Origin of the sequence: Pseudomonas sp. PsB (genome assembly GCF_043658375.1) — a bacterium.
Lineage (GTDB): Bacteria > Pseudomonadota > Gammaproteobacteria > Pseudomonadales > Pseudomonadaceae > Aquipseudomonas > Aquipseudomonas putida_Z.
Genome location: NZ_JBIGLU010000011.1, coordinates 126,527 through 139,894 on the forward strand (window position 1 = coordinate 126,527; position 13,368 = coordinate 139,894).

Here is a 13,368-nt window from a genome sequence, read left to right on the forward strand (position 1 = left end):
GATATGCAATCCTGAGCATGTGCAATGATCGCGCATTATCAGAGACGGACTGGAGAAGCTCACGACGCAGGATCGGTACCCGAGGGATACGCAAATTGCTCGAGCGATTGGGCTCGGTACTTCACCTCGTCAACATTGGGATAGGGTCAGTCAGACCGGTTGTTATGGCTCCAGGTTCGACGCTTGCCGGTCTCAAACACATTACCGACTGGTCGATGGGTTCTGAGCCAGGTCGAATGACTGGCCACGTTAGTTGGTAGCCAAACCTTAGTGCATCCCTACTGAGGTTTGGAACATGATTCCTCCTTTCTCCCACTCCTGGTTTTGATCCACCATCACTTCCGGACTCATCGAGCACTGAGGTTTAGTCCACGATTGATGTTTGGTCAGCCTTACGGGCCAGCCCCGGGACACACTGAGGTTCACCCCACGATATTGGCCTGGACCCGCGCCAGGCCAACGTCGCACACGAAGGCTCCGTCCATGATTCTGGCCCCGGCCCGCAATCAGCCCCCGGCGTACACCGAGGCTTCGTCCACGATCTGGACCATGACCTGCATCTCGGCCGCCGCCATCACCGAGGCTTCGCCCATGTTCTGGATCTGGGCCCGCGGCCTGGCCAACGGTGCGCACGAAGCCTCCGTCCATGATTCAGGTCCCGGTCAGCCTCCGGCGTACACTCAAGGCTTCGTCCACGATTTGAGTCATGCCCTTTACCCCTTCCGCCGGCGCTGCCGAGGCTTACCCCACGGTCCAGTACCGGGTATGTAGCTCGATACCCTGCGCTCATGAAGGCTCCTACTACTCAGGTTTCGCCCACGATTCCCCTTCTTTCTCGGCAGCATCACGTATGCAGTAACCAACCGGATAAATTTCACAGCGTGGGGGCCCAACGAAAGATACTGAGGTTTACTCCACGATCCCCACTGCTCAAGCGATCGATTCCTGATCCGCTCAAGCGGGATAATCCGTCCTAACCGGTTTATCCAGTAGTCAGGTTCACTCCACGGTTGTACTGAGGTTTGCTCCACTCAGGGGTTTTATGGGGTACTTATCTACAGGGCTAGGGTCGATAAAGCCGCTCGGCTACTCAGGTTTCCTCCACGTTTCGGGACGGCATAGTCAGGTCTGCTCCACGATTCGATTCTATACAGTGAAGGTTTGGTCCACGATTCTCTTGAGGCCGGCCAGGCATAGTGAGGATTGGCTCATGATTCTAGGCAGGTTTGCCTCACGATTCTTCGCTCAACCCCTTGTTTCTAAAGGGATTTGCGAGACTCTCCTATATTCTTCCTTTTTCCTTATATTTCCTTTGTCTTGAGGGTTCTGGCACAAGCAGCATCATGAGGGAATCCACCTACCAATTCAGGAGGTGAACCACATGCCCAACAACAGCCAGAACTCCCTCACCAGCCGGGCAAAGACCTGGCTTTCTGCTCCACGGACTCTCGAGGAAATCCAGGACGCTCATTTGAGGCTGGTCAAGAAGACCCAGAAGGATAAGTCGATCGACCCGCAGGACGGTCGAACAGCTCTCGAGGCACTGATTGAAGGGTACGTGGACGCTGGCGGTGAAATGTTCGATCTGTACCAAACATCGGAAGCGCCCCAGGGGACCCAAACCGACAAAGCGGCCTTGACCACGTCCTCGGTGATAGATCTGTCGCCGCTTTGTCCTGACGTTCAACCAACTCCACCTTTGACCATGGAGGAGAAAGCCAAGGCAATTCAGAACATCCGAGCAATGCTTGCCCGGCCGAGCCAGGTGTCGGCCCAATGAACGCTCTAGGTCAAGCTCAGCAATGGCTGCAGAGTGAGCTGCCATCGCCAGATGAAATCAGGCAATCCATCGACAACCTCTGTCATCAACTCGCAGGTTGCCGAAGTCTTGAAGGACAGAAGGACTTACAAGCCGCGATACAATTGCTGATGAAGCAATTCGGGGAGAGTCCTCCAGAGGTGTCACTCCCTGACGTCCCCGCGCCTACGGCTCAACTCGATGTAGGAAATCTCATACCCAATGAAGATGGGGATGAGGCTTCACTGACCCCTGAAGAACGTCGAGCTCGCTTCAACGCGCTCAAGGATGAGTTGGCAAGACCTTTTTAGGGTACGGCCTGCTTTCGCCCTTTGAGTGGCTCCGCCGGCAAAGCAGGCACCACCTCCGCATCGACGTAAATGTCTGCGTCGAAGAACGCGACGACTTCCTTTAGCTCAGGTGACCGAAGGAGATCCGCTAACCCAGGATGGTTACTCGTGATCGTCTTCCAAGCGTCCTTCTTACGGTTACCGGGCAATCCTGTAAGGCGCACATACCTCTCTCCAGCTTGCACCGTGGGCACAGAAATCGTCGTAAGCCAGGCCATTTCTTGCGGAGTGCTCATGTCCCCTCCTCTACGGAAAACTCCGACTCTGACAGCCCGTCAGCCGCATTCAAGCCAATCAGCAAGACTGGATTTCAAGCCCGCGTTTTGGCGTGAATCCATATGCTGGATCGTTAAAATCGTTCTGGTTTCGGAAACCAACAATCCAGGAGCGGGCAATTCCGCCCTGGCACTCGAAAAGGACCACTATGCGAATCATCACGCTCGTTCCTCTCGCTGCTCTGGCCGTAGCCTTGTCGGGTTGCGCTAACAAGGAGTTGCAAGAGACCTCCTACAGTTACGAATCGAAGGCTCACTCCGGGACTGTCCAGGTTGTCGAGCGTACTGATGGTCCTTCGGATCAGTGCCCCAAATTTTGGCGGGATGGGGAGCCGTATCAACCGACCGGGCTGAAGCAAATGACTGGCTTCCGGCTGAAAGTGAATCTCCATAGCGGCTCGGATTCGAGCCACGGTCAGGACCTGGACTTCGTTCTGCCTTCGAACAATGGGCACCAGGTAGTCATGAAAGACTTTCAGAAGGAGCGGTCTTGGCTGCTGGGTGTCGACACAAATGGGCTGGTGAAAACAGGCGAACTTTTCCATTACCCCGAAGGATTCTTCATCCGTGCTGCAAGCCCTCAGATCTCGGACAACACGATCAGCTTCTGCCTCGGTGTGGATCGGATGTACGTACCGCAGGCTGACCTGAACAGCAGCACCAATCCACTGATCCGGTTGGATCGCTTGAATATTCGGTTTGCCGGCGAGAGTGGTGAGGTCGTTCGGTATGACTTCGGGACAGTTGATCCGATTCGGGTCACCGTGTCTGCGGAGGCCTTATGAACCAGCTCGCCGCGGCGACAAAGTCGGTTCTGCAATTTGAAGGTAAAGCACTGGCTTGCCCGTTCAGCAAACTGACTGCCAATGAGCTTCTGGAGTACATCCTAGGCTACTACGAAAGTTTGCACCCAAGCTTCATCCGCATCGAGTACCCGGTAGGCAAGGAGGAATTCCTCTACAACATCCTGAAGGATGGCTATGGGTTGGCACCAATTACCAGCTGGGGACCTGCCCAGGTGGAAGTATTGGTGGTCTCAGCCGAAGACCTGAAAGCAACCCCCAAAGACCAGTTGGATCATGACTCGTTCATGGAACAAGCGGCCTGGCGTCTCATCACCCGCACCTTTGCTGAAAAACTGTGAGGACCTCAGTGATCAAGCGACTTCTCCCCTTGCTTCTTGTAATTGCTGGCAGTGCCGAGGCAAGCCAGGCTCAAGTTTCTGTCATCGTGGGTTCCAATGAGCCGGAGGTGTTCATTGTGCCGTTCGACGGCCAAGCTCACGAACTGGACATCCGTGATTCTCATCGTTACCACGCTGCATTTGTCGACCCGGCGACGAAGCGCGAAATCTGCCGTGATGGTGAATACAAGACGGGGCTTGTGCTGAAGCTGCGTTCGCTTCCGATCGAAGGAACTGAACAGCCGATCGAGGTGTTAGGGATGGTTTCCTCTCTCAGCGCCATCAATGACGGCGCAAAACTCAAGTGCGGGACCAATCAGGAGGTCAAGCTGACGAACACCGCCTTGTCTGACACTGTTCGGTTGCAGCCCAACAAGACCAAGCCAATGGTCATAGACGGCAAATGGACCGTCCTGCTCAAAATGCAGCGGTGACCTGAACGGGAGGGAATCGAGATGACTTGGAGCTATTTACGTAGAGACTTCCTCCCTCCCCTGGCCATTTGCACGTTTTGTCGTCGGCCATTGCACAGTGAAAAGGGCATCGTCATCACCGATGAAGACGGTACCGAAGCATTCGCTGGCCCCAGCTGCGCTAAGAAGCATCTGGGGCAGCCGGAAGAGCGGCTGCTTGATGTATCTCGCCTGGCCCTACTGGTTGTGGCTGACGAACCAGCGCTGCACAACGAATCGGCCCCATCAACGGCATCTCCAACTCCAGAGATAGGGGCTGGAACATCATCAACGTCTAGGCCACAACGCCCTCCTCTCCCGCCCATAGACGAGGTAGTGCAATACGTTCGCCTCCGTTGTGAAGCAATGAACGGCTTCAAGTTCGCTGTATCGAAGGTGTTGAAGCTGGCTCACGACGAGTACAAACAAAGCGGAGAGATCGAAGATGATCTCCGCAAGCAGATCGGCGGCGCCATGCGTAACGCGGCGGCCAACAAATCGGTCCTGAGCCCAATCAACGTCAAACGCTGCATTGGCCTCAACCACTGGCTTGTGGAGGCCGTTCAGCACACGAGTAAGGATCGACGCGAGTTCCTGGAGCAGATGCAAGTGCATCTCCACCGCTTCTGGATGCTCACTCCAAAGCAGATGGCCGCTATTAATCGTTGGGGCCAGCACATCCGGAAGCGAATAGACGATTTCCCGCTCCTCGATGAGGAAGCGTTCTCAGGCGTCATCCTTCCCGAGTTCATGCAACGGAATCCATCCAGCCGCCGATAAGTTCAACCCTCCATATCGGTTTGGAAGTGGGGACATCAAGGCCCTAACCGCTAGGCCCTGCCTTGCGGAAAATAATTGCGGCCCGGTTCTGCCACACACCGATACCCCTGAAAGTTTGCCCATCGCAAACACACAGAGGCACTCACCATGACCGCCGTGATTCAGCATATCCCCACCCAAGACGCAGCCTCCGCAGAACAGGCCGATATGCAGTATGTAGCTGTTGCCCGCGTTCGCCGCAACCCTACAGTCGATCCCCGTAAGGGCCGGAACACCGCTCTCTATTCTCAGATCAAGGAGAGCATCCGTCAGCATGGGGTACAGCAACCGATCATCATCCGCCCGGTTGATGAACCCGAGTTCGACTATGAGGTAGTCGCAGGCAACACCCGCTGGCAGGCTTCCGTCGATCTGGAACTCCTGACAATCCCAGCGATCATCCGTGACCTCACTGAGGCTCAAGCACGGATCATCGCGGCCATCGAGAACATGCAACGTGCGGATTTGACCCCGATTGAAGAAGCACAGCATGCCGTTGTTGTACTGGCTGACTGCGGCAACGATCACACGGAGGTGATGAAGCTGCTCGGCTGGTCCCGTACCCGCCTCGATAGTCGGATCATGCTTTCCCGCGCCTGCCCGGAAGTCCGCGATGCTCTGCTACAAGGTCAAATCAAGATCGGCCACGCTGAATTGCTGTGCCGTCTGGTGGAAAGCGAGCAGGCACCCATCCTGGCCAAGATCATCGATCAGAATCTGACGGTTAAAGACACCCAGGACCGGCTCTTTACGATTGCCCGCGATATCTCGTCCGCTCGCTTCGACACCAAGGACTGCGCGTCGTGCCGCCACAACTCGGCTGCTTACGTGGACCTGTTCGATACCTCAGTAGCCGGTGCCAAATGCCAGAATGCCACCTGCTGGAACCAGAAAACTAGCCAACTGATCGAAGTCAAGCTCATCGAGGCCCGCGACGAGTTCGGGGTAGTGCATACCGACCTGACACTGCCAAAGGACGGCTATGTCCAACTGGAAGCGAAAGGGCCGAATGGCGTTGGTGATAGCCAGATCACAGCCTGCCTGTCCTGCTCCAACTATGGGGCCGTCGTGAGTACCACAACGGGTCACGAAGGGACCGTTGCAGGGGGCTACTGCTTCGACCGTAACTGCAACAAGGACATGCGAGAAGCCTACAAGGCCGCACTCGCAGAAGCGGCTGGGCAGCAAAGCCCCCATGAGCCGGCAAACAATCGCGCGACTGAACCGCTCTCCAAAACTGCCTCGGCCACCACTCCGGCATCGAAACAAGCTGCTGACAAGAGCAAGGACAAGCCTGCACAACCGCAGGCATTGAAGAAGTCCATCCGCCGTGAGGCATTCAACCTCTATGGCCAAATGGGTTCCAAGGCAGTTCAAGGCAATCGCAGGCTCGCCTTGGCCATCGCCATCGTCAGCATGTACCTGGAGATGCGCAGCAGCTTGCCTCACGAGCTGGCCAACCGGATCAAAAAGAAGCTGGGCATGCCTGAAGCCATGCTGGACAGCAGCCGCTGCAATGTGGAGGTGGAACTGGCAAAGCTGGAGGAATCCGAGTTGCTGGAACTGCTGACCAATCTCGCGTCCTGCACCACTTTCCGTAACGATAGCGCCGACTCTTTCGAGAAGTCGCTGCCGGGTAGCCAATCGATTGCCTACATCAAGCATGAAGGCATGAAGCCGGTTGAGCATTTCCAGATGAGCGTGAACTACCTCAAATCTCTGGTGAAAGCGGGAATTATCGCGGACTGCAAGCGCTCGGGATTCGAGGCGAAGTACAACGAGATTCATGGTGACAAGGCTTTCGCCAAGCTCTCGACCGAGAAAACAGACGCCCTGATCAAAGCGGTGCTGGAATTCAAAGAATTCTCTTGGGCCGGGTATCTCCCCGAAGCATTTGAGATTTCTGTTCAGGCCGGTTCTGGCACACGTCGCTCGGTCTAACAATAACCTCATCGAAACCAAGGAGCCGCCCAAATGCACACCTTCTTCACCGCTATCAGCCAGGCGCTGACCGACAGCAACAAACGTATCAACATCGACGTCTCCGGCCTCGAAGGAGGCCGTGTGAAAGTGGTGCTGAGTGCAAACATCGGCCCCACCCCTGCAAAGGCTTCCGAAGCCGAGATCAAACTGCGCGCAGCCATCGCCAAGCCGATGATGCTGTCGGGCACCCCGGAAGAAGTGGAAACCGCGCTGTTCGAGCGTGTCCGTAGTCATGCGGAAGTAGTGAACCACGGCATGTCCGCCCTGGACGAAATCCGCAAGCTGAGCGAGGCGGCAGTGCAAGCAGCGAAGCCTGCTCCTAGCGCACCCACCGCCGCGAAAGGGAACAGCGCTGCAGCAGAGGACGACAGCGACGATTCCGATCTGGAGAGTGGCTCTGAGCCGGCAACCAAGCCGTCCACCTCCCCTGCTCCGTCCCAAGCGGCGGCTCCCGCCCCCTTCGCCAATCTCGCTGAACGTTTCTGAGGAGCGACACGATGAGCATCGCAATCGTCACCCTGGACCGAGTGTTCCGTTATGCCGGGCGCGACTTGGACGATCCCGATCCGAGCATGGAGCCGAGCGACGTGCTGAAGCACTACAGCCGCCAGTTCCCACGACTGGTAGGCGCCAAGATTGTTGAACCTATCTCTGAGGGCGACCGCTATGTCTACGAATTCCGTGAAGCCAGCTTCGGAGACAAGGGCTAAGGACGCCCTCTCCACCCTCATGGCGTGGGCGGACGGAGATTCCTCCGCCCGCTCCGTCCCGACCAACCCCGACCACGATCTATCCAACGAACAGTTGAGGCGGCTATGGGCGCTCTTGAACTCTCCAGCTTCTCCCGGAACTATCAATTCCCAAGTTCCGCGCTGAGCCCTCTGGCTCTCCCGCAGGTCACCACGGCCATGCGGGAGGCCCATAGCCGCGCTTTTGGCGAATACAGCCACCTTGTAGATCGCAAGAGCCATGCTGCCTTCTGTCTTGATGCGTACGAAGGCGGCCTGATCGGTGACAAGGAGTTGGATTGGCTCAACGCCTATCCAAACGACTATGGTTTGCACCAGGTCACCAACGAGGTGATCGGGGCCATTGAATCCCGAATTGGGTTCTCAAAGGTCGGGCTGATTCCTGGGGTCAAGCGACGTACCAAGCTCATTGGAACCCCAGCGTACGAACTCCAACCCGCAGCGCAAACCACACTGGCGTGCATCGAAGCAGGACTCTTCACTGCTGAGTCGGTAGAGGACTTGGTCGCCCTCGGCCCCAACTGTGCCTACCACCTCATACAGAAGGTCGAGCAAAGCCTTGTTGATCTGGCTACTGCCGATTGCCCGGATGTAAAGGATTGGCTCTACCTCGGCGTTCAGGGGGCGAAGTTCATCATCAGTGCCAAGTATTTCAACCGGTACGAGTTGACCTTGCCAGCAGAGGGCTGCGAGGAATTCCGTGAGGTAGCAGTCTTCCTTTTCAAAGCACTGGACGCCATGTCCACGTACCTTGTTCATTTCCACACGCCATCCAGCTTCATGGGCGTTTACAGCTACGACAATCATGGGTTGGCGGACGCATATGGTGCGATCAAAGAACGCATTCAAAACTCCTCCCCGGAAGAATTGACCGCTTACCTGCTGGAGACACCAGAGGATCAATTCCCCTTTGAAGCATGGCCCTTGGGGATAGAAGGTGACGACCGCGATGAAGACTACATCGAGGGGGTCGCGTATCAGTTGAAAGAATTGGACAACCTGACTCGACGCACCCATTTCACCTTGACGCATGAGCAGGACTCCAACCACCCAGTCGAAATTCAAGAGCTGATTGAGCAGGTTCAGGATTCGATCAACGCTGGCAGCCCGTTCAAGCCTGTTCTGGAAGTGATCAAGGAAGCATTTGAGCTTTGCCATCGGTACGCAGTAGAGGGCAGCCGAGCAATCAGTGAGCATGACCTCCAGGGCTCAGCGGAGGAAGGGGTAGGTGTGTTCGAGACGCTGGTTGTGACGATTCATGGTGAGTACAGCTCGCTCGAAGATGAAGCCTGCAACGGCTTCGATGACCGGGTCAACGGTGTGGGCGATCTGCATTTGGCGCTTCCACTGGATGGAGAGCTTCTGGCACAGCAGACCGTGACGATACTGGACAAAACCAAGCAGTGCGTATCGCTGCTTAGCCGCCTCACCCAAGCTCTCTAAGGAACGAACATGCTCAGTGAAAAAGTCGAATGCCGCGCCATGCTCATCCATCGCCACGTCGAAACCCATCGACTGGATATCACCAGCCATGAGGTCCTGCCACTGGACGGGGGGAAAACCTTCACCCTTGGTGCTGGCCGAGCCTTTTCGAGCCTGGACAAGGAGGTGCTGATCGACCTCCTTCGTGAAGAAGAACCCAGCATTGAGTTCCTGCCTGAGAACCTGCTGGTGCGGGGCCGCAACAAATTGGTGTGGTACACCGCTCCCCAGGTGCTGGAAATCCCGTTCCGTGGCGAGATTATCAAAGCACCAATCCCCGGCCTCATTTACTTGGCTGGCGGTGTGCTGCGCTGCTATGCCTACAAAGGCAAGAGCCGTCCGACGCCGGAAACTGAACTGCACTTCGCTCCGCTGGGCAATACCTATAACAACGGCACATTCTGCTCCGGTAACGTCAATCTGCCGCGAGAAATCCTGATCGAGAACATCCCCACCTGGCAGCGTTTTGTCTTGGAGAGCACGAATACTCACGGCGGAGGGGTTACCCCCCTCAAGGGCATCAAGGACTTCAACGAGTTGGTGCAGTTCTACCGCGACCTTTCCGCCAAGCAAGCGAAGAAGTTCCCTGACCGTTGCCTCAAGCTGTCGGAAGTCAAAGGCAAGCCTCTGACCCTCAAAGCAGCAATCAATGGGGAGGGTTGAGTCATGGGGGCCGTTCAGAATTTGATCCCGGAAACCATCAGCTTCAAGACTCCAGACTCTTGGCTGTCGAGCGCACCACGAATTGTCGTCATCGGGGCTGGTGGGAACGGCAGCGAAGTAGTGGATTGCCTCGCCCAGTTCCATCACGCCATGATTTCGCTCGGGCACAAGCATGGCCTGCATGTCACCATCATCGACGACTCCGTTGTACGCGAACCGAATCTTGTACGTCAGCGCTTCTGGCCTTGCGACCTCGGCCAGTACAAAGCAATCAGTCTGGCCAATCGATACAACCTGCTGCTGGGGATGAAATGGGAGGGACTGCCCTATCGCTTCCCCTCTCGCGAAACTGATGACGCTATCCGCAATGCTGACCTCATCATTTCAGCAGTAGACCTACCCTCGGCCCGTGTGGCCATCGGCGCCTGCGAAGCGGTCAAACATAACTGCATGTGGCTCGACCTCGGGAATGGACACCGTCATGGTCAGGTGGTTTTTGGTGGTATCAACAAAGTCATGCGCGACCGTTTTCCGAATGTCCTCGATGCCTACCCGGAAATCCCCTCTTTGAAAGATGACCACACCAAATCTTGCTCAGCAGCCGAGTCTATTCGTACTCAGGACTGTCTTGTGAACCGTGCGGTGACCACGGCAGGGATGGGCATCGTGTGGGAGCTACTGCGCAATGGTGAAACGTCCAAGCATTGGCTTGTCCTGAACTTGGGCACAGGAGAGCAGATGAGTTACCCCTTCCCTCCTCCCGCACCGAAACAGCCGAAGGCAACAGGTAAGAAAGGGAAGGTTTCGAAACTCAGAAAAGTGTGAGCTGGTTGAGGGAGACATACATGGCCTCCAGCGCAGCCTGGGGTGTTACGTCGGCAGGCTGATCCGGGAGCGCGGCAAGTACCCGCTCCCGATATCCTGAGCGCAAATACGCCGTAGTACAGCGAGGGCAGATTGTGAACGTGTGAAGGTGGGGCAGGTCGCCAGTGTCCACGTAGGCAATCTCAGGGGAACCCTCCAGTTCATCCCCGCAGATTGCAGCTGAATTCACCGCAAGCACATCCGCCTGCACCGAGGCAATATGCACTCGGCCATCCAGGCAAACCAGGGCAATGGAACCGCCACCATTCAACACGTGCCACCTCTTTAACTGACTCCTCCCGAGTATATCGAGCAGATTCCAGCATTCCAGCGAAGGCCCTGGTCGGAACCTACTACTCGATGTTGAACCATACCAGCCAGTTCAGGGGCACCTGGCCCCCACTATTAGGGCGAACCAGGTGAAGAACTCATGCCAACCATACACTTCTACGACACAGTCACTGCCGGGCGCTCTCCAACCGAGGGCCAGGTTATTCGCTTTGACTCGGCGGTCTATCCAGCCCGAGGATCGGTAGACCTCTCAACTACCAACATCAAGCTCCGAGACGACGTATACCTCGATCCTGATGTTGTGATGAATAGTGACTTGGCCCTACTGGCGTTCGACCAGGGTTGCAGCGAAGTAGAGTGGGCAAGGAGGGTCTTCGCGGATTTCACCCGACCAAACACTCTCCATATAGCCTTTGGATCAACGACAAGGCACGATCCATTCATTCGAGCATCGTTTTACCGGAATCTGCTCCCGTACCCCTGCCTGGGCGTACCTGACACTGCCCACTTCCTCGATCTGGATGTACTACTTCGAGCAATTCTCCTGATCCGTCCAGGAGAATGCCCTTGGGATGTTGAGACGCTTACTGGTGGAGCAGCCGGCCTCTACCAGTTCCTCATGTGGGACGCGGGACTCGGCACTGAGAACCGGGCACTTCGGGTCAAAGAGGTTCTTTCCAAAATCTCGGAAGCGAGTCCGAAGCTTCTCCACCATGCCGTCACAGTCAGCTCTCCTTCCCAGATCAAGGCACTCTTGGGCCTTGATGGAGGTGAAGTCTGGGACCTGCGAAGTGTGAAGCCTGTGGTGATGGTCCACCCCTCGCTCCCCGACAATCGTGGAGCAATCCTCGCTATGCCAGTGGCAGCTGACGTGAGTTATCCCGACCTGATCTGCATGGTGGACTTAGAGGCTGACCTTTCAAGCTTATGCTCAGACTCCACGGAGTCACTCCAGCATTTGTCTAGGGCAAACAAAGGGGACCGCTCCGCGCCGCTTTTCCACATCAGTATGTCCCGAATTCCCTTCGTGGCCCCGCTGAGCGCAATTCGACCGGATGATGCTAAGCGCCTGGGCATCAATGTCTCCGCAGTGAAGGCGAACATCCAGCGCCTGACATCAGCGAAACACCTGGTGGGCAGATTGCGGGATGAACCAGTGCTGCAGCTAAACGCACAGCCCGCAGACGTTGACCACCGAATGTGGGCGGGTGATTTCCCTTCAACTGACCTCGACCTAATGCGCCAGCTGCATTCTTCGGGGTTCAAATCCTGGCAGGACCTCCTCTTAACTGGCACTGACCGCCGAATTCGGGATCTCGGAAACCGGATGCTTGGCAGGTACCAGCCTGACGCTCTATCGCCAAGCGACCGGGGAGTATGGCTGCGGCATGTGGATCAGAGAGTCCGGGGAGATTTCAGCGGTTCGTTTCGGCTGGAACAGCTCATGGAACGAGCGGAGGATATGTGTCAGCAGTACCCGACGGCAGCAGGTGTCCAGGGCTTTCGGGAACGACTTCATCGTTTGAAGGGGATGATCAATGATGGATATTGAAACACCGCCAGTCTTAGACCCATACGAGCTCAGACCGTTTCAGGGTTATATGTGCAGCGAAGGCCAGCAAGTGGAGACCTATCTCTCTCTCATGCACTTCATTGAGGCAGAGAAATTCCGCGGCTTGGACGAAGGCTACCGTCGGTACATCCTGAGTATCGAGGACCGCGATGACTTCATCCTCGAAACAGCAGGAATCACCCAAGGTGTCCGCCGACCGGACTGGGATGAGATCAAAGCACCAATGGTCCGCGCAGGGCTCTGGATGCAACTGGTACAGCACAAAGATTCAATGGTGCCGCTCGTAACACATCCGGGATGTGAGTGCCCTGTTGGCCTGGTCAATGAGGCGATTCAAGAGATATACGAGCGGCTTCATTCTGGCGATCCATTGCGGAAAGTCTTGCTCGCCGGAGACGATTCGCCTGATGCCCTGAGGAATTCGTCTTTCGACGAGGTGCTCGATCACATCTTCAACGTCCGACAGCCAGACGAAGTCATCGTCTCGGCGGATGGTGGGGTATCCATGCGATCTGCTGCGTATGCAGCACGACGCTACATTCCGCTGCGGTTTCTTCCTCGGGCCCAAAGCGCAGCGGAGTTTGCAGAGAACGCGATCAGCCAGGCCACCCATGTCTTTCTTCTGGGCCCCCATGGCCAAGCTTCCTTTGCTCAAGCAGCATACGATTTAGCATGCGAAACCGGTCTTGTTGCCCACCAGGTCGAGCTGCCAGCGTGAAGGCCCGGAATCTGGGAGTCATACTGTTCCCCATACTCATGGGAGGGTGCGCGGTTGAACAACCTCGCTGGGTAACGGATAGGCCCGCTGCGTACTGTTACAAAACTGCTGACAAGGTATGTCTTGCTGACCTGATTTCGGCCCACCTACAGAAAGCTCCTGGCGGTA

The 13,368-nt window shown here is 56.2% G+C and carries 15 protein-coding genes; 14 read left to right on the plus strand and 1 reads right to left on the minus strand.

Annotated features, from left to right (window positions below; all coding sequences use genetic code 11):
* Positions 1 to 1,381: 1,381 nt before the first annotated feature.
* Positions 1,382 to 1,780, plus strand: a complete 399-nt coding sequence (locus tag ACGLHT_RS15885) for a hypothetical protein (protein ID WP_019437327.1) — start codon at positions 1,382 to 1,384, stop codon at positions 1,778 to 1,780.
* Positions 1,777 to 2,109, plus strand: a complete 333-nt coding sequence (locus ACGLHT_RS15890; RefSeq protein WP_019437328.1) for a hypothetical protein — start codon at positions 1,777 to 1,779, stop codon at positions 2,107 to 2,109. The genes ACGLHT_RS15885 and ACGLHT_RS15890 overlap by 4 nt, the downstream gene beginning before the upstream one ends.
* Here ACGLHT_RS15890 and ACGLHT_RS15895 read toward each other — a convergent pair.
* Positions 2,106 to 2,384 carry a hypothetical protein gene (locus ACGLHT_RS15895; RefSeq protein ID WP_019437329.1) on the minus strand — a complete coding sequence of 93 codons (279 nt, stop codon included), beginning with the start codon at positions 2,382 to 2,384 and terminating at the stop codon, positions 2,106 to 2,108. The two genes, ACGLHT_RS15890 and ACGLHT_RS15895, sit on opposite strands and share 4 nt — an antisense overlap.
* 188 nt (positions 2,385 to 2,572) lie before the next feature.
* Here ACGLHT_RS15895 and ACGLHT_RS15900 point away from each other — a divergent pair, with 188 nt between their 5' ends.
* The 12 genes from ACGLHT_RS15900 to ACGLHT_RS15955 all read left to right on the plus strand — a co-directional run bounded on the left by ACGLHT_RS15900 (position 2,573) and on the right by ACGLHT_RS15955 (position 13,200).
* Positions 2,573 to 3,208, plus strand: a complete 636-nt coding sequence (locus tag ACGLHT_RS15900) for a hypothetical protein (RefSeq protein WP_010792620.1) — start codon at positions 2,573 to 2,575, stop codon at positions 3,206 to 3,208.
* On the plus strand, positions 3,205 to 3,567 hold the full coding sequence (locus ACGLHT_RS15905; RefSeq protein ID WP_010794228.1) for a hypothetical protein: 363 nt from the start codon (positions 3,205 to 3,207) through the stop codon (positions 3,565 to 3,567). Before ACGLHT_RS15900 ends, ACGLHT_RS15905 begins: the two co-directional genes overlap by 4 nt.
* Before the next feature lie 8 nt (positions 3,568 to 3,575).
* Complete coding sequence (locus tag ACGLHT_RS15910; RefSeq protein ID WP_019437330.1) at positions 3,576 to 4,040, plus strand: hypothetical protein; 465 nt, start codon at positions 3,576 to 3,578, stop codon at positions 4,038 to 4,040.
* Positions 4,041 to 4,061: 21 nt separating this feature from the next.
* Entirely contained in the window at positions 4,062 to 4,838 is a 777-nt protein-coding gene (locus ACGLHT_RS15915) for a hypothetical protein (RefSeq protein WP_023111021.1), read from the plus strand.
* Positions 4,839 to 4,985: 147 nt separating this feature from the next.
* On the plus strand, positions 4,986 to 6,818 hold the full coding sequence (locus tag ACGLHT_RS15920) for a PRTRC system ParB family protein (protein ID WP_019437332.1): 1,833 nt from the start codon (positions 4,986 to 4,988) through the stop codon (positions 6,816 to 6,818).
* Between the two features lie 33 nt (positions 6,819 to 6,851).
* Entirely contained in the window at positions 6,852 to 7,346 is a 495-nt protein-coding gene (locus tag ACGLHT_RS15925; RefSeq protein WP_019437333.1) for a PRTRC system protein E, read from the plus strand.
* Positions 7,347 to 7,357: 11 nt separating this feature from the next.
* A complete protein-coding gene (locus tag ACGLHT_RS15930; RefSeq protein ID WP_010792614.1) occupies positions 7,358 to 7,570 on the plus strand; it encodes a PRTRC system protein C in 213 nt (70 codons plus the stop codon).
* Positions 7,571 to 7,675: 105 nt separating this feature from the next.
* The gene (locus ACGLHT_RS15935; RefSeq protein ID WP_019437334.1) at positions 7,676 to 9,052 is read left to right on the plus strand and encodes a hypothetical protein; all 1,377 of its coding nucleotides are present in this window, start codon (positions 7,676 to 7,678) and stop codon (positions 9,050 to 9,052) included.
* 9 nt (positions 9,053 to 9,061) lie between these two features.
* Positions 9,062 to 9,754, plus strand: a complete 693-nt coding sequence (locus ACGLHT_RS15940; RefSeq protein ID WP_019437335.1) for a hypothetical protein — start codon at positions 9,062 to 9,064, stop codon at positions 9,752 to 9,754.
* Between the two features lie 3 nt (positions 9,755 to 9,757).
* Complete coding sequence (locus ACGLHT_RS15945) at positions 9,758 to 10,579, plus strand: PRTRC system ThiF family protein (RefSeq protein ID WP_019437336.1); 822 nt, start codon at positions 9,758 to 9,760, stop codon at positions 10,577 to 10,579.
* Between the two features lie 469 nt (positions 10,580 to 11,048).
* Positions 11,049 to 12,461 carry a hypothetical protein gene (locus ACGLHT_RS15950; protein WP_019437338.1) on the plus strand — a complete coding sequence of 471 codons (1,413 nt, stop codon included), beginning with the start codon at positions 11,049 to 11,051 and terminating at the stop codon, positions 12,459 to 12,461.
* Positions 12,448 to 13,200: a hypothetical protein gene (locus ACGLHT_RS15955; protein ID WP_019437339.1), complete on the plus strand. Its 753-nt coding sequence runs from the start codon at positions 12,448 to 12,450 to the stop codon at positions 13,198 to 13,200. Before ACGLHT_RS15950 ends, ACGLHT_RS15955 begins: the two co-directional genes overlap by 14 nt.
* Positions 13,201 to 13,368: the final 168 nt, after the last annotated feature.